The sequence below is a fragment of the Streptomyces sp. NPDC028308 genome (assembly GCF_055565855.1).
Window position 1 is genome coordinate 135288 of record NZ_JBVHTO010000009.1, and the last position, 21267, is coordinate 156554.

The 21267-nt window shown below is 72.9% G+C and carries 18 protein-coding genes; 10 read left to right on the plus strand and 8 right to left on the minus strand.

Translation table 11 applies throughout. The annotated features are described in order from the left end of the window. Positions 1-862 precede the first annotated feature (862 nt). Positions 863-1921, plus strand: coding sequence for a hypothetical protein (locus tag ACZ4VA_RS21620; RefSeq protein ID WP_468082379.1), 1059 nt, complete (start codon positions 863-865; stop codon positions 1919-1921). Between the two features lie 215 nt (positions 1922-2136). Here the strand turns inward: ACZ4VA_RS21620 and ACZ4VA_RS21625 are convergent, their stop codons facing one another. From ACZ4VA_RS21625 to ACZ4VA_RS21635, 3 genes are all read right to left on the minus strand, one after another. Continuing rightward, the gene (locus tag ACZ4VA_RS21625) at positions 2137-3087 is read right to left on the minus strand and encodes a M28 family metallopeptidase (protein WP_356167130.1); all 951 of its coding nucleotides are present in this window, start codon (positions 3085-3087) and stop codon (positions 2137-2139) included. 135 nt (positions 3088-3222) lie between these two features. Continuing rightward, positions 3223-4209 (minus strand): EamA family transporter RarD, encoded by a 987-nt coding sequence (gene rarD / locus ACZ4VA_RS21630; protein ID WP_356167133.1) that lies wholly within the window; start codon positions 4207-4209, stop codon positions 3223-3225. Between the two features lie 145 nt (positions 4210-4354). Further along, positions 4355-5212 (minus strand): SDR family oxidoreductase, encoded by an 858-nt coding sequence (locus tag ACZ4VA_RS21635; RefSeq protein ID WP_356167136.1) that lies wholly within the window; start codon positions 5210-5212, stop codon positions 4355-4357. A 92-nt stretch (positions 5213-5304) separates the two neighbouring features. Here ACZ4VA_RS21635 and ACZ4VA_RS21640 point away from each other — a divergent pair, with 92 nt between their 5' ends. Further along, positions 5305-5700: a winged helix-turn-helix transcriptional regulator gene (locus ACZ4VA_RS21640; RefSeq protein WP_468082380.1), complete on the plus strand. Its 396-nt coding sequence runs from the start codon at positions 5305-5307 to the stop codon at positions 5698-5700. Between the two features lie 33 nt (positions 5701-5733). Here the strand turns inward: ACZ4VA_RS21640 and ACZ4VA_RS21645 are convergent, their stop codons facing one another. From ACZ4VA_RS21645 to ACZ4VA_RS21665, 5 genes are all read right to left on the minus strand, one after another. After that, positions 5734-6813, minus strand: a complete 1080-nt coding sequence (locus ACZ4VA_RS21645; protein WP_355782584.1) for a 2-oxoacid:ferredoxin oxidoreductase subunit beta — start codon at positions 6811-6813, stop codon at positions 5734-5736. Then, positions 6806-8734, minus strand: a complete 1929-nt coding sequence (locus ACZ4VA_RS21650; RefSeq protein ID WP_468082381.1) for a 2-oxoacid:acceptor oxidoreductase subunit alpha — start codon at positions 8732-8734, stop codon at positions 6806-6808. The genes ACZ4VA_RS21645 and ACZ4VA_RS21650 overlap by 8 nt, the downstream gene beginning before the upstream one ends. A 296-nt stretch (positions 8735-9030) precedes the next feature. Beyond that, entirely contained in the window at positions 9031-9690 is a 660-nt protein-coding gene (locus ACZ4VA_RS21655) for a response regulator transcription factor (protein WP_355782578.1), read from the minus strand. Between the two features lie 355 nt (positions 9691-10045). Further along, a complete protein-coding gene (locus tag ACZ4VA_RS21660; RefSeq protein ID WP_355782575.1) occupies positions 10046-11413 on the minus strand; it encodes a sensor histidine kinase in 1368 nt (455 codons plus the stop codon). Between the two features lie 590 nt (positions 11414-12003). Continuing rightward, on the minus strand, positions 12004-13212 hold the full coding sequence (locus ACZ4VA_RS21665) for a sensor histidine kinase (RefSeq protein WP_355782572.1): 1209 nt from the start codon (positions 13210-13212) through the stop codon (positions 12004-12006). 223 nt (positions 13213-13435) lie between these two features. Between ACZ4VA_RS21665 and ACZ4VA_RS21670 the strand changes: the two genes are divergently transcribed. Genes ACZ4VA_RS21670 through ACZ4VA_RS21705 form a run of 8 tightly spaced genes read left to right on the plus strand, consistent with a single transcriptional unit; the run spans position 13436 to position 21261 of the window. Then, complete coding sequence (locus tag ACZ4VA_RS21670; RefSeq protein WP_355782569.1) at positions 13436-13864, plus strand: NADH-quinone oxidoreductase subunit A; 429 nt, start codon at positions 13436-13438, stop codon at positions 13862-13864. After that, entirely contained in the window at positions 13855-14451 is a 597-nt protein-coding gene (locus tag ACZ4VA_RS21675) for an NADH-quinone oxidoreductase subunit B (protein WP_355782566.1), read from the plus strand. The genes ACZ4VA_RS21670 and ACZ4VA_RS21675 overlap by 10 nt, the downstream gene beginning before the upstream one ends. Beyond that, positions 14448-16394 (plus strand): NADH-quinone oxidoreductase subunit C, encoded by a 1947-nt coding sequence (locus ACZ4VA_RS21680; RefSeq protein ID WP_468082382.1) that lies wholly within the window; start codon positions 14448-14450, stop codon positions 16392-16394. Before ACZ4VA_RS21675 ends, ACZ4VA_RS21680 begins: the two co-directional genes overlap by 4 nt. Continuing rightward, positions 16391-17359, plus strand: a complete 969-nt coding sequence (locus ACZ4VA_RS21685) for a complex I subunit 1/NuoH family protein (RefSeq protein WP_389391154.1) — start codon at positions 16391-16393, stop codon at positions 17357-17359. Before ACZ4VA_RS21680 ends, ACZ4VA_RS21685 begins: the two co-directional genes overlap by 4 nt. Then, positions 17359-18120 (plus strand): NuoI/complex I 23 kDa subunit family protein, encoded by a 762-nt coding sequence (locus tag ACZ4VA_RS21690; protein ID WP_468082383.1) that lies wholly within the window; start codon positions 17359-17361, stop codon positions 18118-18120. Before ACZ4VA_RS21685 ends, ACZ4VA_RS21690 begins: the two co-directional genes overlap by 1 nt. Beyond that, a complete protein-coding gene (locus ACZ4VA_RS21695) occupies positions 18117-18881 on the plus strand; it encodes an NADH-quinone oxidoreductase subunit J family protein (protein WP_468082384.1) in 765 nt (254 codons plus the stop codon). The genes ACZ4VA_RS21690 and ACZ4VA_RS21695 overlap by 4 nt, the downstream gene beginning before the upstream one ends. Continuing rightward, the gene (gene nuoK / locus ACZ4VA_RS21700; RefSeq protein ID WP_355784845.1) at positions 18881-19273 is read left to right on the plus strand and encodes an NADH-quinone oxidoreductase subunit NuoK; all 393 of its coding nucleotides are present in this window, start codon (positions 18881-18883) and stop codon (positions 19271-19273) included. The genes ACZ4VA_RS21695 and nuoK overlap by 1 nt, the downstream gene beginning before the upstream one ends. Further along, the gene (locus tag ACZ4VA_RS21705; protein WP_468082385.1) at positions 19270-21261 is read left to right on the plus strand and encodes an NADH-quinone oxidoreductase subunit 5 family protein; all 1992 of its coding nucleotides are present in this window, start codon (positions 19270-19272) and stop codon (positions 21259-21261) included. The genes nuoK and ACZ4VA_RS21705 overlap by 4 nt, the downstream gene beginning before the upstream one ends. Positions 21262-21267: the final 6 nt, after the last annotated feature.

Sequence of the window (21267 nt, forward strand, 5' to 3'; positions counted from 1 at the left end):
CCCGGGACCCGCGCCCGCCCCGGCGCGCGTTCCGGCGCCTGCGGCTGACGGTTCCTCTGCGCCGGGCAGCGCCCGTCCGCCCGTTGCCGGGCCGGTTCCGGGACCCGCGCCCGCCCCGGCGCGCGTTCCGGCGCCTGCGGCTGACGGTTCCTCTGCGCCGGGCAGCGCCCGTCCGCCCGTTGCCGGGCCGGTCCCGGGACCCGCGCCCGCCCCGGCGCGCGTTCCGGCGCCTGCGGCCGACGGTGCCGCTACGCCGGGTGCTGCCCGTACGCCCGGCACCGCGCCCGTGCCTGTGCCGGGCGCCACCCCCGGCACCGAGCCCAGCCCGATCCCCGCGCCCGCCGCGAACCCGGCCTCCCAGCCTCCCACCCGAGACAAGGCGACCCACCGGCTGAGGGCGGTCCCGGAGCCGGTGTCGGGGCCGCTCGCGCCGGGCACCCCGGCGTCCGAGCCGACGCCGAGGCCGCAGACCCCGGACCCGGCCGGACGCCCGTCCGCCCCCGCCGCCCCGAGCTCCCCGGCCCCGTCGCCCTCGGCCGCTCCCGCTCCCGCCCCGAGTCCGTCGGCACCCGCCGCTCCAGGCACCTCCGCGCCCAGCCCGTTGGCCCCGGCCGCGCCGTCGGCGTCCCCCGCGGACCCCTCACGTCCCGTGAGCCCCGCAGCCGCGGCGGCCCACGCGGCTCCCGCAGACCGGGCCCCCGCGAGCCACGTAACGTCCGCCACGCGCGGAGCCAAGCCGGGATCGCTCATACCGCCCGCTCCCGCCGCTCCCGGCGCGCCCGCTGCCGGGGCGCCCGTGCCGGACGGGCCGGTTCCCGCTGGTGCGGGACCGGAGGACGCCCCCGGGGCGAGCGCCACGAACGTGCCGACGTTCCCCCTGCGGGCCGTGCCCGAACCGGCCGCCGGCCCGGTGGGCGAGGGGACCCCCGCGACGTACGCGCTGCGGGCGGTCCCGGAGTCCGCCGGGAACGTCTCCGGCACCGCGGGCCCCGCCCAGCTGCTCCCCGGCGCCTCCGGGCCGGAGCCCGCCGCCCCGGCCCCCGGCACCGTCTCCGCCCCGACCGGCGAGTTCGGCCCGGCACCGGAATCGGTCCCCGAGGCCCCCTTGGACGCGCCCGTGCCCGGGGAGGACCCGGCCCCCCTCACCGCTTTCGAGCGGGAGGACGAGCCCTACTCCGCGCCCGAGTGGAAGGTGATCCCCTCCTCCGGGCTCATCCCGATGGTGGAGACGGAGACGGAGATCGAGCCGCAGCCCGCGCCGGACTGGAAACCGACCCCCACCCCGATCCCCGCGCGGCGCCCCGCCGGTCTCCCGGTCCTGGAGCCCGAGCCGGAGCAGGACCCCAGGCCCACGCCCGCCCGCGGTTTCGACGCCGTGGCCGAAGCCGTCCTCGCCCCGGCGACGGAGGGCGGCGGGACGGACACGGCGTCCCCCTTCGAGGCGGACGTGGCCCGGGTCAACGAAGCCGTGAAGCAGGGCCGGATAGAGGAAGCCGCCGGCATGGCCGAGCGCACCGTCGCCCAGGCGTCGGCGTCCTGGGGACCCGAACACCCCGAGGTGCTGAAGCTGCGCGAACTGACCTCGTACATCGCCTACTTGGCGGGTGACCCGCTCAGGTCGTTCCACCTGTCCCTCGACCTGGCCAGGCTGCACAGGCGGCTCGGCGACCCGGGTGCCGCGTACGGCAACGTGCAGAGCGCCGCGGCGGCCTGGCGCGCCGTCCGCGACCCGCTTCAGGGGCTGCACCTCGGACGGGACCTGATCGGCGTGTGGACGGAGCTCACGGCCGACGAGGGTCCGGCCGCGGAGGACCTGGAGCAACTGGAGAGCGCCCGCAACCGCATGGGCCGTCTCGCGGAGCGCGCCCGCTCCCTCCCGGACAACCCCTACACGCGCAGCCCGCGGCCCCCGGCCCCCTGAGCCGGCTCGCGGCACCTGGGTGACGCCGGGCGGGGGGGGGGGGGGGGGGGGGGGGGGGCGGGGGGGGGGGCCCCCCCCCCCCCCCCCCCCGCCCCCCCCGCCCCCCCCCCCCCCCCCCCCCCCCCCCCCCCCCCCCCCGGGGGGGGGGGGGGGGGGCCGCCGCCCCCCCCCCCCCCCCCCCCCCCCCCCCCCCCCCCCCCCCCCCGCCCGTGTGCCTACGCCGCCGACAGCTCCCACACCGCGTACGCCAGCGCGTCCGCGTGCCGGTTCAGTGCCGTGTCGTTGATGTTCGACGACGTGTCGCAGGACGAGTGGTAGCAGGCGTCGAAGGCCCGGCCCGCCGTACCGCCCCACTTCGTGGCCTGCGCGGAGGTCTTGATGTAGTCGGCGCCGCTGAACAGGCCGCCGACGGGGATGCCCGCGTTCTTGAAGGGCGCGTGGTCCGAGCGGCCGTCGCCCTCGGTCTCGATCTCCGTGGGGACACCGATCCCGGTGAAGTAGGTCTTGAAGGTCTTCTCGATCGCCGGGTCGTCGTCGTAGACGAAGTAGCCGGGGTTCGGCGAGCCGATCATGTCGAAGTTCAGGTAGCCGCTGATCCTCGAACGGTTCGTCGAGGAGAGGCTGTTCACGTAGTAGCGCGAGCCGACCATGCCCAGCTCCTCGGCGCCCCACCAGGCGAACCGGAGATGCTTCGTGGGCTGGTAGTTCGTACGGGCCACGGTGAGTGCGGCCTCCAGCACGGCCGCCGAGCCGGAGCCGTTGTCGTTGATGCCGGGGCCCGCGGTCACGCTGTCCAGGTGGGAGCCGGCCATGACGACCCGGCCGGTGTCGCCGCCGGGCCAGTCGGCGATCAGGTTGTAGCCGGTGCGGCCACCGGAGCTGAACTGCTGGACGGTCGTGGTGAACCCGGCCGCGTCCAGCTTGGCCTTCACGTAGTCGAGGGACGCCTTGTAGCCGGCGCGGCCGTGCGCGCGGTTGCCGCCGTTGGCGGTGGCGATGGACTGGAGCTGGGAGAGGTGGGCCTTGACGTTGGCCACGGGGATGTCGGGGGCGGCGGCCACTGCCTCGGGGGCGGGGGCCGCCCCGGCTATGGACCCGCCTACGAGCAGCGCGGCGGCGGCGACGACCGAGGCCGCCGAGGCACGCCCAGGAATGGAGAGCTTCATGTGGGGGGCTCCGAATTCCAGGGAGATCCCGCGTGGCCGCCTCTGGGGATGCGTGAGGCGTCCGGGGACTCCACGGTGAATGGGGTGCCTGGATGGTGAAGCTGGGACTGACTGACCGTCAAGAGCGGTATTCGGTCACGGGCGTTCGTATACCGGAGAGTCCTCGGTGGCGGGGACGGCGGCGGCCGTGACGGCGTTCCTGCGGGCGTGGAGTTCGGCCCGGTCGAGCGCCGAGCGGCGGGCGGTCCGCAGCGCGTCGAAGGTGAGCAGCGACAGCGCGACCCAGACCAGCGCGAACCCGGCCCAGCGCTCGGGCGGCATGGCCTCGTGGAAGTACAGGATGCCGAGCAGGAACTGAAAGACGGGCGCCAGGTACTGCAGGAGTCCCAGCGTGGAGAGAGGGACGCGGATCGCGGCGGCGCCGAAGCAGACCAGGGGGATCGCGGTCACCACGCCGGTCGACGCGAGGAGTGCCGCGTGGCCCGCGCCCTGGACGGCGAACGTCGAGCCGCCGCGGGCGCTCAGCCAGAGCAGGTAGGCGAGGGCCGGCAGGAACTGGATCGCCGTCTCCGCGGCGAGGGACTCGATGCCGCCGAGGTTGACCTTCTTCTTGACCAGGCCGTAGGTCCCGAAGGAGAAGGCGAGGCAGAGGGAGATCCACGGCGGGCGCCCGTATCCGACGGTCAGGACCAGCACCGCGGCGAGGGCGATGCCGACGGCGGCCCACTGGGCGGGGCGCATCCGCTCCTTGAGGACCAGGACGCCGAGCGCGATGGTGACGAGGGGGTTGATGAAGTAGCCGAGGGAGGCCTCCACCACGTGCCCGGCGTTCACCGCCCAGATGTAGACGCCCCAGTTGACCGTGATGACCGTCGCCGCGATCGTGACGAGACCCAGTTTGCGGGGCTGGCGCACGAGCTCGCCGAGCCAGGCCCAGCGCCGCATCACCAGCAGCGCGACGCCGACCACGGCGAGGGACCACACCATCCGGTGGGCCAGGATCTCGACGGCCCCCGCGGGCTTCAGCAGCGGCCAGAAGAGGGGGACGAGCCCCCACATGCCGTATGCCGCGAAACCGTTGAGCAGGCCTATCCGCTGCTCGCTCCTCGACTGCCCGGCCACCGGCGCCTCCCTCTCGCGCGGCTGCCCGCGTGCAGCCTCCCCGACGGTAGCGCCGGGCGCCCCCGTCTGTCATGCCCGTATCGGCATACGGTCATGACAGGCGGGGGCGGGAGGTGGCGGCGACGCGGGGTTCTGGGGCCCGGAGTCAGGACTTGAGGGCCGCCGCGATCGCGTCCGCGAGCGGGGTGGTCGGGCGGCCGGTGAGCCGGGCCAGGTCGCCGTCCGTGCGGGCGAGCAGACCGCGCGCGATGGCGCCGTCCACGTCCACGAGGACCGCGGCGAACTGCTCGGGCAGCCCGGCGCCGACGAGGATCTCCTGGTGGACCTCGGCGGGAACGCTGCTGTACCCGATCTCCCGGCCGGTCTGCCGGCTCAGCTCGGCCGCGTACTCGGCGAAGCTCCAGGCGGTGTCGCCGCTGAGTTCGTACGCCTTGTTCTCGTGTCCCTCGCCGGTCAGGACGGCGACGGCGGCGGCCGCGTAGTCGGCGCGGGAGGCCGAGGCGACCCGGCCCTCGCCGGCGCTCTGCACGACGGCGCCGTGCTCCAGGACCGGTGCGAGGTTCTCGGTGTAGTTCTCGTGGTACCAGCCGTTGCGCAGGAAGGCGTACGGCAGACCGGAATCGAGGATCGCCCGCTCGGTCACCTTGTGCTCGTCGGCCAGCAGGAAGTCGGCCTCGGGACCGCCGAGGACGCCCGTGTACGCCAGCAGCGCGACGCCCGCGCCCTTCGCGGCGTCGATCACGGCACGGTGCTGGGCGACGCGGCGCCCGACCTCGCTGCCGGAGATCAGCAGCACCCGGTCGCCGGCGGCGAAGGCGTCCGCGAGGGTCTCGGGGGCGTCGTAGTCGGCCACGCGCAGTTCGACACCGCGGGCGGCCAGACCGGCGGCCTTCTCCTTGTCGCGGACGACGGCGGCGACCTCGGCGGCCGGGACCTTCTCCAGCAGACCGTCGATGACGAGGCGGCCGAGGTGACCGGTGGCTCCGGTGACGACGATGCTCATGCGGAAACAACTCCTTGGGGGTGGGGGTGTCCACTCACCTTAGGAGCTGCACTAACTAAAGGAAAGTACCCACTTTGAAGTAAGGTACCGGCATGGCCGTACGCATGAGGAACACCGACGGCGAGGCGATGTGCCCCTACCGCCTCGTCCTGGAGCACGTCACCAGCCGCTGGGGAGTCCTCGTCCTGATCGCGCTGGCCGAGCGCCCGTACCGCTTCAGCGAGCTGCGCCGGGCCATCGGCCGGGTCAGCGAGAAGATGCTCACCCAGACCCTCCAGACCCTGGAGCGCGACGGTCTGGTGCACCGGGACGCGAAGCCCGTGATCCCGCCGCGCGTCGACTACTCGCTCACCGCCCTCGGCCGCGAGGCCGCCGAGCAGGTGGCCGCCCTCGCCGGCTGGACCGAACGCCGCATGGACGCCGTCCTCGAAGCCCGCGCCGCGTACGACGAGGCCAGGGCCGGGGCGGACGAACGGGCCCGGACCTGACGGTCCGGGCCCGGCACGACGCGCGAGGCGGGGTCAGCCGACGACCGTCCAGGTGTCGTTGCCTGCCAGCAGGGCCGACAGGTCGCCCTTGCCGTTCTGCTCGATGGCCGCGTCCAGCTGGTCGGCCATGAGCGTGTCGTAGACCGGCCGGTCCACCGAGCGCAGCACCCCGATCGGGGTGTGGTGCAGGGTGTCCGGGTCGGCGAGGCGGGAGAGGGCGAAGGCGGTGGTCGGGGACGGCGAGTGGGCGTCGTGGACCAGGATCATCGCCTCGTTCTCCGGCGTGACGGTGACCACGCGCAGGTCGCCTGTGAGCTGGTCGCGGACGACGCCCTTGCCGCCGTCGGCGCCGAAGCGGATCGGCTTGCCGTGCTCCAGGCGGATCACGGCCTCCTCGGCCTGCTGCTTGTCCTTCAGGACCTCGAAGGCGCCGTCGTTGAAGATGTTGCAGTTCTGGTAGATCTCGACGAGGGCCGTGCCGGGGTGGGCCGCGGCCTGGCGCAGGACGTCGGTGAGGTGCTTGCGGTCCGAGTCGACGGTGCGGGCGACGAAGGACGCCTCGGCGCCGATCGCGAGGGAGACCGGGTTGAAGGGCGCGTCGAGCGAGCCCATCGGGGTCGACTTGGTGATCTTGCCGACCTCGGAGGTGGGCGAGTACTGGCCCTTGGTGAGCCCGTAGATCCGGTTGTTGAACAGCAGGATCTTGAGGTTCACGTTGCGCCGCAGGGCGTGGATGAGGTGGTTGCCGCCGATGGACAGCGCGTCACCGTCACCGGTGACGACCCAGACGGACAGGTCCCGGCGGCTGGAGGCGAGGCCGGTGGCGATGGCGGGGGCGCGGCCGTGGATGGAGTGCATCCCGTAGGTGTTCATGTAGTACGGGAAGCGGGAGGAGCAGCCGATCCCGGAGACGAAGACGATGTTCTCCTTGGCCAGGCCGAGTTCGGGCATGAAGCCCTGCACGGCCGCCAGGATCGCGTAGTCGCCGCAGCCGGGGCACCAGCGCACTTCCTGATCGGACTTGAAGTCCTTCATGGACTGCCTGGCCTCGGCCTTGGGCACGAGGGAGAGCGCCTCGATCGTGCCCGTGCCCTCCGTGGTCGTCTCAGCCATCGATGGCCTCCTTGAGAACCGTGGCAAGCTGTTCGGCCTTGAACGGCATTCCGTTGACCTGGTTGTACGAGCGCGCGTCGACCAGGTACTTCGCCCGTACGAGCGTGGCGAGCTGCCCGAGGTTCATCTCGGGGATCACCACCTTCTCGTAACGCCCGAGGACGGCGCCCAGATTCCGGGGGAACGGGTTGAGGTGGCGCAGATGGGCCTGCGCGATGCTCTCGCCGGCCGTGCGCAGCCGCCGGACCGCCGCGGTGATCGGGCCGTAGGTCGAACCCCAGCCGAGCACCAGGGTGTCGGCGCCGTCCGGATCGTCGACGTCGAGGTCCGGGACGTCGATGCCGTCGATCTTGGCCTGCCGGGTGCGGACCATGAAGTCGTGGTTGGCCGGGTCGTAGGAGATGTTGCCCGAGCCGTCCTGCTTCTCGATGCCGCCGATGCGGTGTTCCAGGCCGGGCGTGCCGGGGACGGCCCACGGGCGGGCGAGGGTCTGCGGGTCGCGCTTGTACGGCCAGAAGACCTCGGTGCCGTCGTCCAGGGTGTGATTCGGCCCCTGGGCGAACTGCACGCGCAGGTCCGGGAGTTCCTCGATGTCGGGGATGCGCCAGGGCTCGCTGCCGTTGGCGAGGTAGCCGTCCGAGAGCAGCAGGACAGGGGTGCGGTAGGTGAGCGCGATCCGGGCGGCCTCGACGGCCGCGTCGAAGCAGTCGGCGGGCGTCTTCGGGGCGACGACCGGGACCGGCGCCTCGCCGTTGCGCCCGTACATGGCCTGGAGCAGGTCGGCCTGCTCGGTCTTGGTCGGCAGACCGGTGGAGGGCCCGCCGCGCTGGATGTCGATGACCAGCAGCGGCAGTTCCAGGGAGACGGCGAGCCCGATCGTCTCGGACTTCAGCGCCACCCCGGGCCCCGACGTCGTGGTCACCGCGAGCGAACCGCCGAAGGCCGCCCCGAGCGCCGCGCCGATGCCCGCGATCTCGTCCTCGGCCTGGAAGGTCCGCACACCGAAGTTCTTGTGCCGGCTCAGCTCGTGCAGGATGTCCGAGGCCGGCGTGATCGGGTACGAGCCCAGGTACAGAGGCAGGTCCGCCTGCCGCGAGGCCGCGATCAGCCCGTACGACAGCGCCAGGTTCCCCGAGATGTTCCGGTACGTGCCCGTCGGGAACGCCTGCGCCGCCGGGGCGACCTCGTAGCTGACCGCGAAGTCCTCGGTCGTCTCGCCGAAGTTCCAGCCCGCGTGGTACGCCGCGATGTTGGCCGCGGCGATCTCGGGCTTCTTCGCGAACTTGGTCCTGAGGAACTTCTCGGTGCCCTCGGTGGGCCGGTGGTACATCCAGCTCAGCAGGCCGAGCGCGAACATGTTCTTCGACCGCTCCGCCTCCTTGCGGGACAGGTCGAACTCCTTGAGCGCCTCGACGGTGAGCGTCGTCAGCGGGACGGGGTGGACGCTGTAGCCGTCCAGGGAGCCGTCCTCCAGCGGGCTCGTGACGTAGCCGACCTTGGCCATCGCCCGCTTGGTGAACTCGTCGGTGTTGACGATGATCTCCGCGCCGCGCGGCACGTCGGCGATGTTCGCCTTCAGCGCGGCCGGGTTCATCGCCACCAGCACGTTCGGCGCGTCGCCGGGGGTGAGGATGTCATGGTCGGCGAAGTGCAGCTGGAAGGACGAGACGCCCGGCAGGGTGCCCGCGGGGGCGCGGATCTCGGCCGGGAAGTTCGGCAGGGTGGACAGGTCGTTGCCGAAGGAGGCCGTCTCCGAGGTGAAGCGGTCTCCCGTGAGCTGCATGCCGTCACCGGAGTCGCCCGCGAAGCGGATGATGACGCGGTCGAGGCGGCGTACGTCCTTCGTGCCCGCCGGTTTGCGCTGCTCTCCTACGACGGCTTCGTCGGCCTGTTCGGTTGGACTGCTGACCTGGCTGGTCACTGAACTGGACCTCCCTCGAGGCGGCTGTCTGGGAACGGTCGTCCCGCCGACCCTCCCAGGATCAACCCTACGTCGGTAAGGGTCGCCTTCCCTCGGCCATTCGCATGACGGTCCCGGTTTCGGGACGCTCGGACGCGCTGCTGTGCCATGGTGTGCTCGCCCTCCGGCGCTCTACGTGAAGACGTTTCCCTGCCGTTCTGCGGTTCTCGTGCTCGGTGCGTGTCGCGGCCACCCGGCTACGTACTGCACACGAGCGGACTCGACGCCTGCTGGATAACTGACACAGTGTCGGCCACTCAGGAGTTCAGGTAGGTCAGAACGGCCAGAACACGCCGGTGGTCCCCGTCGCTGGGAGACAGCCCCAGCTTCAGGAAGATGTTGCTGACGTGCTTCTCGACGGCACCGTCGCTGACCACCAGCTGCCGGGCGACGGCCGAGTTGGTGCGGCCCTCGGCCATCAGCCCGAGCACCTCCCGCTCCCTCGGCGTGAGCCCGGCGAGCACGTCCTGCTTGCGGCTGCGCCCCAGCAGCTGCGCCACGACCTCCGGGTCCAGCGCGGTGCCCCCGCGGGCCACCCGCACCACCGCGTCCACGAACTCGCGCACCTCGGCCACCCGGTCCTTGAGCAGATAGCCGACCCCGTGGCTGGAACCGGCCAGCAGTTCGGTGGCGTACTGCTCCTCCACGTACTGCGACAGCACCAGCACACCGAGTCCCGGATGCTCCTTGCGTAGCTGCACCGCCGCCCGGACGCCCTCGTCGGTGTGCGTCGGCGGCATCCGCACGTCGGCCACGACGACGTCGGGCAGCTCGCCCTGGGCCGCGAACTCGGTGATCGTCTTGATCAGCGCCTCCGCGTCCCCGACACCGGCCACCACGTCGTGCCCGCGGTCGGTCAGCAACCGGGTCAGGCCCTCCCTGAGCAGCACTGAATCCTCGGCGATGACCACTCGCACCCTGTCCTCCACGATCTTCGGCCCCCCACAGCCCTGTGCCCGGCACGCGCCGGTTCTCTTCCACCCCGTGCGGACCGCCGCGTCACTTCCCGGCCCGGTCCGTCCCGCTCGTACGACAGCCCCAGCATTCCAGCATTCGAACCGTGCCGCGCCCGGGCCGGCGAATCCGTACGGGAAGCGGGACCGGGGCCCGCCGCGCCCCGCTTCCGCAGCCCCGGACCACCCGGCCCGGCGCCCCCTCCGTCCGGTCCCTGGGGCGTGGACAGCGCGACGACGGCAAGCCCGACGTGGAGTCGGGCTTGCCGTCCTGTCCGTGCGCGGCGGCGGCCGGGTCCGGGGAACGCCGGGAACGCCGTCAGGCGATGTGCTGTCCCCGCCAGGGCAGCTCCGCGGTGACCCGGGTCGGTCCGGCCGGCGGCGAGTCGACCACGAGGATCCCGTCCACCGCGTCCAGCCGCTCGGCGAGCCCCGCGAGACCGGACCCGGCGGACGGCTCGGCGCCGCCCACCCCGTTGTCCGTGACCTGGAGCATCAGCCGGTTCTCGACCCGCCACACGTCGACCGTGGCCCGCGTCGCCCTGGAGTGCTTGCTGATGTTCTGGAGCAGCTCGGAGACCGTGAAGTAGGCGATGCCCTCGATGGCCGGGGCCGGCCGGGACGGCAGGTCCACCTCGACCCGCACCGGCACCGTGCAGCGCGAGGCGACCGCGGAGAGCGCCGCGTCCAGTCCGCGGTCCGTCAGCACGGCCGGGTGGATGCCCCGCGCCAGGTCCCGCAGCTCCTGGAGCGCCGTCTTCACCTCACCGTGGGCCTCGTCCACCATCCGGGCCGCCTCGCGCGGGTCCTCCGACAGCTTCTCCTTCGCCAGCCCCAGATCCATGGCCAGCGCCACCAGCCGGGCCTGTGCCCCGTCGTGCAGGTCGCGCTCGATGCGCCGCAGGTCGGCGGCGGCCGTGTCCACGACCACCCCGCGGTCCGACTCCAGCTCCACCACCCGCGTCGCCAGCTTCGACGGGCCGAGCAGCCCCAGCACCATCAGCCGGTCCACGGTCGTCAGCGCCCGCACGATCCAGGGCGTGGCCAGTGTGAACAGCAGCCCCACCAGCGCCGTCACCCCGATCTCGAACGGGTTGTCCAGGTAGATCCGGTGCCCCTCGTCGCCGTAGAGCTGGAGCCCGCCCTGGCCGCCGTACAGCGGGAAGAGCCAGAACCACAGCGGATACGTGAGCATCGCCCAGCCGTACGCCCAGAACGACAGCGCCACCACGAACGCGAACACCGCCCACGGGAACTGCACCAGCGTGTAGAGCAGGTGCCGCCAGGACGTGCCGCTCCTGAGCAGCGCCCCCATCGACGCCATCGGGCCCCGGCCCTTGCGGCGCAGCGGCTCGGGGTCGGCGATCTCGACGCCGAGCAGCGCCCGGGCCCGGGCCCGCTCCAGCGCGCCGAACCCGCGGCACCCGGCGAGCGCCGCCGCCAGCACCGGAACCCCGAGGAACGTGATCAGCAGTCCCGCGCCGAGCGAGACCATCGTGACCGCGTAGACGAAGCCGGCGATCGCTATCGGCAGGCTCAGCATGAGGTACCCGAACTCGCGCCAGCTGCGGGCCTCGACCGGCGCCCGCAGCGCGACGGGGAGCCGCCGCGTCCAGCCTTCGGCGCCCGCCCCGTGGAAGCCGGGCCCGCCGTGCCGCCCGTATCCCTGTCCGTAGTCCGTGGCCATCGGCGTCGTCCGTTTCTTCTCGTCAGGTCGGTGAACTGTCGTGCGCTGAGCGGTGGTGCGCTGAGCGGTGCGCTGTCCTACCTCCACCCTGCTCGGCCGGGGGCCCACGGGCCATGGAGTCCATCGGCGTCTTCGACGGGGGGTTTTCCCTACCTCGGGAGGACGGGGCCCGGGTCGGGCGGGGCGGCGCCGGGACGCGGGGGGAGACCCCCTCCGGGGCGTGGCTCTCCAGAGACGCCGGTGAGAGCGTGCGGAGGATGGGGCTCACACGACTGCCCTCCGGCCACGGGACCGGGCGGCGCCCGCCAGGAGGCTGCCTCCGGGCGGGCGTGGGGATGGGGCGGCCCGTCTGGGGAGCCGTGGGAAGCCCTGTGTGTCAGCCAGGGACCGCGCCGGCAATCGCCCGCGGGTGCGGGCGGTGCGGGCGTTGTCCGTCGGGGTGATCGGCCCGGCTGTCGCTCCCGGGGTTCGGCATGGCTGGGCTCCCCGGGATTCGGCGGCTGCGCGGAGGTGCGAGGGGGCCGCGCCCTGCCCGTCAGGGTGGACGGGTGTGGAGGGCGCGGCCCCGGGGGGTGTGCCCGGAGTTGTCGCTAGCGGACTTCGCCGGGCTCGCGGTTCCGCCAGGGGAGCTCCGCCGTGATCGTGGTCGGCCCGCCCTCGGGCGACTCGATGAGGAACAGCCCGTCGACCGCGCCCAGCCGGTCGGCGAGGCCCGCCATCCCCGTACCGCCGTCGAGCCGCGCCCCGCCGCTCCCGTCGTCCCACACCTGGATGAGCAGCCGCTCGTCCGCCCGCCACACGTCGACAGAAGCCGAACGCGCACCGCTGTGCTTGCTCACGTTCTGCAGCAGCTCGGAGACCGTGAAGTACGCGATGCCCTCGATCGCCGCCGCCGGCCGCTCCGGCAGGTCGGCGGTCACCTTCACCGGTACCGTGCACCGCGAGGCGATCGACGAGAGCGCGGCGTCCAGGCCGCGATCCGTGAGCACCGCCGGATGGATCCCGCGGGCCAGATCACGCAGCTCCTGCAGCGCGAGCTTCACCTCGCCGTGCGCCTCCTCGACCATCACCGCGACGCTTTCGTCGGCCTGGCCCTCCAGGAGCTTCTCCTTGGCCAGACCCAGCCCCATCGCGAGGTTGACCAGCCGGGCCTGCGCCCCGTCGTGCAGGTCGCGCTCGATGCGCCGCAGGTCCGCCGCGGCCGTGTCGACCACCACCCCGCGGTCCGACTCCAGCTCGGCGATGCGCCGCTCCAGCTCGTCCGAGGGGGACAGCAGCCCCCGCACCATCGCCCGGTCCGCGTTGGTCAGCCCCCGTGTGATGAACGGCAGCACCGGCCACAGCACGAAGAAGGAGACCAGCGTGACCGTGAACGTCGCGATGCCCCACGGCAGCCTTATGAACTCGTACAACGTCGTCCGCCAGGCCACCGGGTCCTTCAGCGTCGACCAGAGCCAGCCGAAGAAGCCGGTCCGCCGTACCGGCAACGGGCTCGGCTCGTCGATCCGCACGCCGAGCAGCGCCCGTGCCCGCGCCCGCTCGGCCCGGCCCAGCAGCCGCGAGCCCATCAGCCCGCCCGCGAGCAGCGGCAGCCCGACCACCGTCACCGAGAGCCCGGTCCCGATGGACATCACGGTCACGACGTACGTGAAGCCGATGATCGACACCGGAAGGTTCGCGAGGAGATGCGCGATCTCCTTCCACGTCTGCGATGGCAGCGCGAGGCGGGCGGGGGGCAGGAGCCCGCTGTCGGACGCCGGTTCGTCCGCGGCGCCGGTGGTCGTGATGCGTTCGGTCATATTCGCTAGCGTGCCGGGCCGCGGGCCCCGGCGCCATGAGGTGGGCCGCCACGATCCACTGGGGAAAACCCCACCCCGGCGGTTCCCGGCGGACACGTCCTGCCCATGCCAAGGCGTGACGGGCTGCTTACGGGTTCTTTAGCAGGCCCTAGACTCCCGTGCGTACAGATCGTCGAACGCGAGGTTCACGAAGGACCACGAGGTCAGAGAGCGAGGGGCGGACGTGCCGGAACCGACCGTGATCGCCGGGACCGGGGGCGCGGACACCGCGACCGTGGTCGCGTCGGACTATTTCCAGTCCTATTCGGTCGTCGGACTGCTCACTCTCGTCGGCGTGCTGTTCGTCGCCGTCGCCTTCGGCGCGGGACGGCTGCTGCGACCCGTCGTACCGACGCCCGAGAAACTCCTGACGTACGAGTGCGGCGTCGACCCCGTCGGCGAGGGCTGGGCCCACACCCAGGTCCGCTACTACGTCTACGCCTTCCTGTACGTGATCTTCGCCGTGGACTCGATCTTCCTGTTCCCGTGGGCGACCGTCTTCGCCCGGGACGGCTACGGTGCCGCCACGCTCGTCGAGATGTTCGTCTTCCTCGGCTTCCTGGCCGTGGGCCTGCTGTACGCATACAAGAAGGGCGTCCTCACATGGACGTGACCCCGGAGCCGGCCCAGCCGGTACTGCTTCCCGAGCCGAAGAGGCTGGGCGCGCTCGCCCGCCTGGCCCCCGAGCCGATGAAGGTGGTCCTCAACTGGGGCCGCCGCTACAGCCTGTGGGTCTTCAACTTCGGCCTCGCCTGCTGCGCGATCGAGTTCATCGCCGCGTCGATGGCCCGGCACGACTTCATCCGCCTCGGCGTGATCCCGTTCGCGCCCGGCCCCCGCCAGGCCGACCTGATGGTCGTCTCCGGCACGGTCACCGACAAGATGGCCCCCGCCGTGAAGCGTCTGTACGAACAGATGCCCGAGCCCAAGTACGTCATCTCCTTCGGCGCCTGCTCCAACTGCGGCGGCCCGTACTGGGACTCGTACTCCGTGACCAAGGGCGTCGACCAGATCATCCCCGTCGACGTCTACGTCCCCGGGTGCCCGCCCCGCCCCGAGGCCCTCCTCCAGGGCATCCTGAAGCTCCAGGAGAAGATCGCCCGCGAGTCGCTGAGCGAGCGCTACGGCACGTCCCGCCCCTCCACGGCCGCGCTCCAGAGCGGCCTGGTGCGCCCGCCGGCAGCGGGGGAGGACCGATGACCACCGGCTGGCTCCCCGCCCCCGTCGAGGAACTCTTCGGCCCCGACGCCACCGTCGAGGAGTCGTACGCGCTCCTCACCGTCGACGTACCGCCCGCTTCCTGGACCGACGCCCTGCGGACGGCCCGCGACACCCTGGCGTGCACCTACTTCGACTGGCTGAGCGCCGTCGACGAACCCGGCACGGGCTTCCACGTCTGCGCCCACGTCGTGGCACTGTCCCCGGTACGCCGCCTCCTCGTCCGTACGACCGTCCCGCACTCGGCGCCCGTCCTGCGCTCCGCCGTCGACGTCTACGCGGGCGCCGGCTGGCACGAGCGCGAGACCCACGAAATGTTCGGCGTCGACTTCGAGGGCCACCCCGGCCTGGACCCGCTGCTCCTGCCCGACGGTTTCGAGGGCCACCCGCTGCGCAAGGACTTCGTGCTCGCGGCCCGCGTCGCCAAGGCGTGGCCCGGCGCGAAGGAACCCGGCGAGTCGGACCACGGCGGTCCCAAGCGCCGCCAGATGCTGCCGCCGGGGGTGCCCGACCCGAACGAGTGGGGCCCCCTCAAGGGCCAGCTCCCGCCCGCGCCCGCCCGCCCGGCGCGGGGTGCCGCCCGCGGCGCCGCAGCCGACCGCCCGCCGCGCCGCACCCGCACCACGGGCGAGGGCTCGGCCGGCCAGCCCACGCCCGCTACCCCCGCGGCCACCACGCCCTCGTCCACCCCGGCCTCCACGCCCGCCGAGCCGACCCCGGCAAGGCCGCCGCGACGCACCCGCTCGGCAACCGAGGGCTCGGCCAGCCAGCAGGTCGCGGGGGGTACGGGTGCTGGTGCCGGTGCCGGTGAGGCGTCGGGTGCTGGTACGGGTGGCGGTGCTGGTGCCGGTGACACGTCGGGTACCGGTACGGGTGCTGGTACCGGTGTGCCGTCGGGTGCTGGTGCTGGTACCGGTGCGGCGGCGGGTGCTGGTGCCGGTGTGCCGTCGGGTGCTGGTACCGGTGGTACCGGTAGCGATGGAGCGACCGGCGCTGGTGCTGGTCCCGGTATCGGTTCTGGTTCCGGTGAGGCGTCAGGTTCCGGTGCCGGTTCCGGTGCCGGTGCCGGTGTTGGTGCTGGTACGGGTACTGAGGGCGCACGTCGGCCGACGGGTGCTGCCGGTTCGGCCGGGCCGCGACGGGCGCGCAGAGCGGGCGAGGGGTCCGCGACCCAGCGTTCCGCGGCCGGGCAGGCCGAGCCGAGCGCCTCGGGAACGGACGCGGTCACCGGTCGCGACGCCGGTCCGCGAACCCCGGGAACCGACACGGACGCGGCGGAACCGACCCCCGAGGGGCCGACTCCGCCGAGCCCGACCACACCGACGCCCGCCAGGACCCCACGCAGCGCGGACGCCCCCTGGCACCACGCCCGGCCCGCTTTTGACGAGCGTGAGCCGGACGCCGGTCCGGGTACGGATGCCGGTGCTGAACCTGGTGCTGGTACTGAACCGGGTGCGGGTGCGGGTGCTGGTGCCGGTGCCGGTGCCGGTGCCGGTGCCGAGAGTAGGCCGGCAGCGACCGGGGCGCAGGCCGAACCGGACCGCGTGACCGACGCCGACGCGAACCCCGACGCGGAGCCTGCTCCGGAACGGGAGCCGAAGTCGGAGCCGGAGCCGGAGCCGAAATCGGCGTCGGAGCCGGATTCCGGTTCCCAGCGGGCCCGCGAGCGGGATTCCGACCCCGCGCAGGATTCCGACCCCGCGTCGGATACCGGTACCGAGCCGGAGACCGGTACCGAGCCGAGTACCGGTACCGAGCCAAGTACCGGTACCGAGCCGGACAGCGCCCCGCACCCCGATACCGGTACCGGTACCGAACCGGACAGCGTCCCGCACCCCGGTAACGAGCCCGACGCCGACCCCGGCTCGGACTCCGCACGCCGGAACACCCCCACCAAGGACGACCCCGCCGGAGGCCCGCAGTGAACGACGCTCTCGACGTCGCCCTGCGACTCCTCGTCGTCTTCGTCGTCTTCCTGACCTTCCCGCTGATCGTCGGTCAGACCGAGCACAAGGTGATGGCCCACATGCAGGGCCGCCTGGGCCCGATGTACGCCGGCGGCTTCCACGGCTGGGCCCAACTCGTCGCGGACGGCGTCAAGTTCGCCCAGAAGGAGGACGTCGTCCCGGCCGGGGCGGACCGCCGTATCTTCCAGCTCGCGCCCGCCGTCGCCCTCCTCCCGTACCTCCTGGTCCTCCTCGCCATCCCGATCGGGCCGGGTGAGGGCGCCGTCGGCGAGGTCGTCGACGCGGGCATCTTCTTCGTGCTCGCGGTGATGGGCGTGGGCGTCCTCGGCTCGCTCATGGCCGGCTGGGCCTCGGCGAACAAGTTCTCCCTGCTCGGCGGCCTCCGCACCGCCGCACAGCTCCTGGCCTACGAACTGCCCATGCTCCTCACCGCGGCCTCGGTCGCGATGGCGGCCGGCACGGTCTCCCTCCCCGGCATCGTCGACGCCTTCGAGTGGTGGTGGCTGCCCTGGCAGATCGTCGGCGCGATCGTCTTCTTCGTCGCCGGCCTCGCCGAACTCCAGCGCCCGCCCTTCGACATGCCGGTCGCCGACTCGGAGATCATCTTCGGCGCGTACACCGAGTACACGGGCCTGCGCTTCGCCCTGTTCCTCCTCGCCGAGTACGCCGGAATCGTCGTCCTGTGCGGCCTCACCACCGTCCTCTTCCTGGGCGGCTGGCACGGACCGTGGGGTGCCGACGGCCTCGGCTGGGTCTGGACCCTGCTGAAGACCGCGATCCTCGCCTTCGTCGTCATCTGGCTGCGCGTCACCTACCCCCGTCTCCGCGAGGACCAGCTCCAGAAACTCGCCTGGACCCTCCTCGTCCCGCTCGCCCTCGCCCAGATCGCCCTCACCGGCGTCGTCAAGGTGGTGATCTCCTAGTGGCCCCCATCCCCGGCGCCGGCCTCGCCAAGGGCCTCGCCGTCACGCTCCGCACGATGACGAAGAAGACCGTCACCGAGCAGTACCCGGACGCCCAGCCCGAACTCCCGCCCCGCACCCGCGGTGTCATCGGGCTCTTCGAGGAGAACTGCACGGTCTGCATGCTGTGCGCCCGCGAGTGCCCGGACTGGTGCATCTACATCGACTCCCACAAGGAGACGGTCCCGCCCGCCGCCCCGGGTGGCCGCGAGCGCAGCCGCAACGTCCTCGACCGCTTCGCCATCGACTTCGCCCTGTGCATGTACTGCGGTATCTGCATCGAGGTCTGCCCCTTCGACGCGCTGTTCTGGTCCCCGGAGTTCGAGTACGCCGAGACCGACATCCATGAACTCACCCACGAGCGCGACAAGCTCCGCGAGTGGATGTGGACCGTCCCGGCCCCGCCCGCCCTCGACCCCGGTGCCGAGGAGCCGAAGGAGATGACCGCGGCCCGCAAGACAGCCGACAAACTGGCCGCCGAACAGGCCCAGCAGCTCCAGTCGACCCAGCGTCCCGAGCCCACCCAGCCCACCGAGCCGACCCAGCCCACCGAGTCCGCCGAGCCGGCCAAGCCGTCGCAGTCGCCCGACCCGACCGGCCAGGCGGGCCAGGCCGGAGAGGCGGGCCGGCCCGGACAGACCCGGCAGCCCCCGAGCACCGACGGACCAGATCAAGCCGCCCCTCCGACCGGCCCCACCGACCCGCGGGAGGGCCAGTCGTGAGCCTCGCAGCAGCCACGGCCGCCGCCACGGCGCACGCCACGGCCGCCGTCGCCGCGCCCGTGACGACCACCGCCGCCGGCAGCCACGGCTTCCTCTCGCCGACCGGCGTGGAGATCGCGTTCCTGCTCGTCGGCCTCGTCACCTTCGGCGCCGCGATCGTGACCGTGACCACCCGGCAACTGGTGCACGCGGCCCTGTGGCTCGTGGTCGCGCTCGGTGGTCTCGCCGTCGAATACCTCCTCCTCACGGCCGAGTTCATCGCCTGGGTGCAGGTCCTCATCTACGTCGGTTCCGTCGTCGTCCTCCTCCTGTTCGGACTGATGCTCACCAGGGCTCCCATCGGCCGCTCGCCGGACGCCGACTCCGGCAACCGCTGGGCCGCCCTGGCCGTGGCCGTCGCCGCCGCCTGCGCCCTGGTATGGGTCGTCGTCGACGCCTTCCGTACGACCTGGATGGACCTGGAGGGCCCCGCCGAGGGCTCCACGGAGACCGCGGGCGAGAGCCTGTTCCAGAGCTGGGTGCTCCCCTTCGAAGCCCTCTCGGTCCTGCTCCTCGCCGCCCTCGTCGGCGCGATCGTGCTCTCCCGCAAGACAGCCGCGGAGGAGGACCCCGGCAAGGCACGCACGTCGTCCGGCCCGCTTCGGCCCTCCGGCACGCTCCCCCCGAGCCGCACAGCCCCCGGCCCGACGGCGACCCGCCCAGCCGCGGCGGACCCGAAGACGGCCGACGAGCGGCCCTCCGGCAAGGAAGGGAACCGCTGATGCACCTCGCCTATCCCGCCGTGCTCTCCGCCCTCCTGTTCTGCACGGGCCTGTACGGAGTCCTCGCGCGCCGCAACGCGATCCTGGTCCTGATGTCCGTCGAGCTCATGCTCAACGCCGTCAACCTGAACCTCGTCGCCTTCGACGTCTGGCTCTCGAAGGCGGCCCGCGACACCCTGCACTCCGGACAGGCGCTCACCCTGTTCACCATCGCCATCGCCGCCGCCGAGATCGGCATCGGCCTGGCGATCGTCCTCGCCGTGTACCGCAACCGCGGCACCTCGGACATCGACAAGCTCCGCGACACCGCCGAGACCGGCGACGGCCCCGACGGCGACGGCCCGGACACCGCCGCGCCGGCCACGGCCGAGAAGGCTGAGGCCACCGCGTGACCACGACCACCCTCGCCGTCCTCGTCCCCCTCCTCCCGTTCCTGGGCGCCGCGGCCGGCCTGCTTCTCGGCCGGACGGCCCCCGGCTTCGTACGCCCCCTCGCCGTGCTCCCGACCCTCGCGGCGCTCGTCATCGCCGTACTGGTCGCGGTACGCCAGGGCGGCGGCCGGGCCGTCGACGCGGCCACCGAACTCACGCCCACCGGCTCGGTCCCGATCGAACTGGCCCTGCACATCGACGGCTTCGCCGCCCTCGTCGCCGTCCTGGTCGGCCTGGTCGCCTCCTGCGTGCAGATCTACTCCACGGGCTACCTCCGCGACGACCCGCGCTACCCCTCGTACGCCGCCCTCGTCTCCCTCTTCACCTCCGCGATGCTGCTCGTCGTCTACTCAGGCGACCTCATCGTGCTGCTGGTCGGCTGGGAGATCATGGGCATCTGCTCGTACTTTCTGGTCGGCCACTACTGGGAGACCCCCGAGGCGCGCGCCGCCTCGATCAAGGCCTTCCTGGTCACCAAGCTCGGTGACGTCCCCTTCCTGATCGGCCTGTTCGCGCTCGGCACCGACGCCGGGTCCTTCCGCATCACGAAGATCCTCGGCACCGTCGCGAGCGGCGGACTCGACCACCCGACGCTGATCGCCCTGCTGCTCCTCGCCGGTGTCGCGGGCAAGTCGGCGCAGTTCCCGCTGCACACCTGGCTGCCCGACGCGATGGCGGGCCCCACGCCCGTCTCCGCGCTGATCCACGCCGCGACGATGGTCGCCGCCGGTGTCTACTTCATCGCCCGCCTCCTTCCGGTGTTCGAGGCCTCCTCGGCCGCGATGGTCGTGCTCGCCGTGATGGCCGCGGTCACGATGACCGGTTCGGCGCTGGCGGCGCTCGCCCAGGACGACATCAAGCGCGTCCTCGCCTATTCGACGATCGGCCAGCTCGGCTACATGACCGGCGCCCTCGCCGTCGCCGACCGCGGGGCCGCCGTCTTCCACCTCGTGTCGCACGGCGCCTTCAAGGCGCTGCTGTTCCTCGCCGCCGGCGTGGTCATCCACGCCTCCGGTACCAACTCGCTGGCCGCCATGTCCCGCATGAAGGACCTGCGCGCCCGCATCCCCGACGCCTTCTGGACGATGACCGTGGCGCTGCTCGCGCTCGCCGCCATCCCTCCGTTCAGCGGCTTCTTCTCCAAGGAGGCCGTTCTCGGCGCGGCCGAGCACGTCGCCACCGGCCACACCGAGCACGCCCCCGGCGCCGCCGGCTGGATCGTCCTCCTCGCCGGCCTCGTCACGGCCGTGCTCACCGCCGCGTACGCGACGCGACTGTGGCTGCTGGCCTTCAACGGCCGGGGAGCCGAGGCCCCCGACCACGGCAGGCAGCCCCTCACCATGACCGCGGTGCTCTGGGTACTCGCCGTCCCGTCGCTCGCCTTCGGTCTGGCGTACGGACCGCTGCCCGACTGGTTCGACGGCCGCGACCTGACACCGGTCCTCACCACCTCCGTCCTCGGTACGGGGCTCGCCCTCGTCGGCGGACTCGTCACCTACGGCGCCTGGCGGCACACCACCGCGATGGCCGCCCGCACGCCCCTCGGGGCGGTCGCCGCCCACCCCGAGGGCGACGCCGGACTGGTGGAGGCCGAGGCCATCGCGAGTCACACGCCCGCCTACGGAGACATCGCCTCCGCGCCCGACCCGGCGGACCCCGGCCGCCTGCTGCTCGGCCCGCTGCACCGTCATGCCGCCGCCGGCTTCCACCTCGACGCCGTGTACACGACGCTGTTCGTCCGCCCGGTCCAGGCCGCGGCCGCACTCGTCCGGTTCCTCGACCGCGAGGTCGTCGACACCTACGTACGGGGTGCGGGCGCCCTGCCCCGCTGGCTCGGCGAGGGCGCACGGCGCGCCCAGACCGGCAACGTCCAGACCTATGTGAGCGCGCTGCTCGCCGGCACCGTCGTCCTGACGGTCGCCGTCCTCCTCGTCGCCACGGGAGCGTGAGCAGGC

Bases quoted from the DNA above. Each gene is read 5' to 3' on its own strand.
- ACZ4VA_RS21625 (WP_356167130.1), bottom strand. From the start codon at position 3,087: ATGAAGCTCTCCATTCCTGGGCGTGCCTCGGCGGCCTCGGTCGTCGCC.
- ACZ4VA_RS21635 (WP_356167136.1), bottom strand. From the start codon at position 5,212: ATGAGCATCGTCGTCACCGGAGCCACCGGTCACCTCGGCCGCCTCGTC.
- ACZ4VA_RS21640 (WP_468082380.1), top strand. From the start codon at position 5,305: ATGGCCGTACGCATGAGGAACACCGACGGCGAGGCGATGTGCCCCTAC.
- ACZ4VA_RS21645 (WP_355782584.1), bottom strand. From the start codon at position 6,813: ATGGCTGAGACGACCACGGAGGGCACGGGCACGATCGAGGCGCTCTCC.
- ACZ4VA_RS21660 (WP_355782575.1), bottom strand. From the start codon at position 11,413: ATGGCCACGGACTACGGACAGGGATACGGGCGGCACGGCGGGCCCGGC.
- ACZ4VA_RS21665 (WP_355782572.1), bottom strand. From the start codon at position 13,212: ATGACCGAACGCATCACGACCACCGGCGCCGCGGACGAACCGGCGTCC.
- ACZ4VA_RS21675 (WP_355782566.1), top strand. From the start codon at position 13,855: ATGGACGTGACCCCGGAGCCGGCCCAGCCGGTACTGCTTCCCGAGCCG.
- ACZ4VA_RS21680 (WP_468082382.1), top strand. From the start codon at position 14,448: ATGACCACCGGCTGGCTCCCCGCCCCCGTCGAGGAACTCTTCGGCCCC.
- nuoK (WP_355784845.1), top strand. From the start codon at position 18,881: ATGCACCTCGCCTATCCCGCCGTGCTCTCCGCCCTCCTGTTCTGCACG.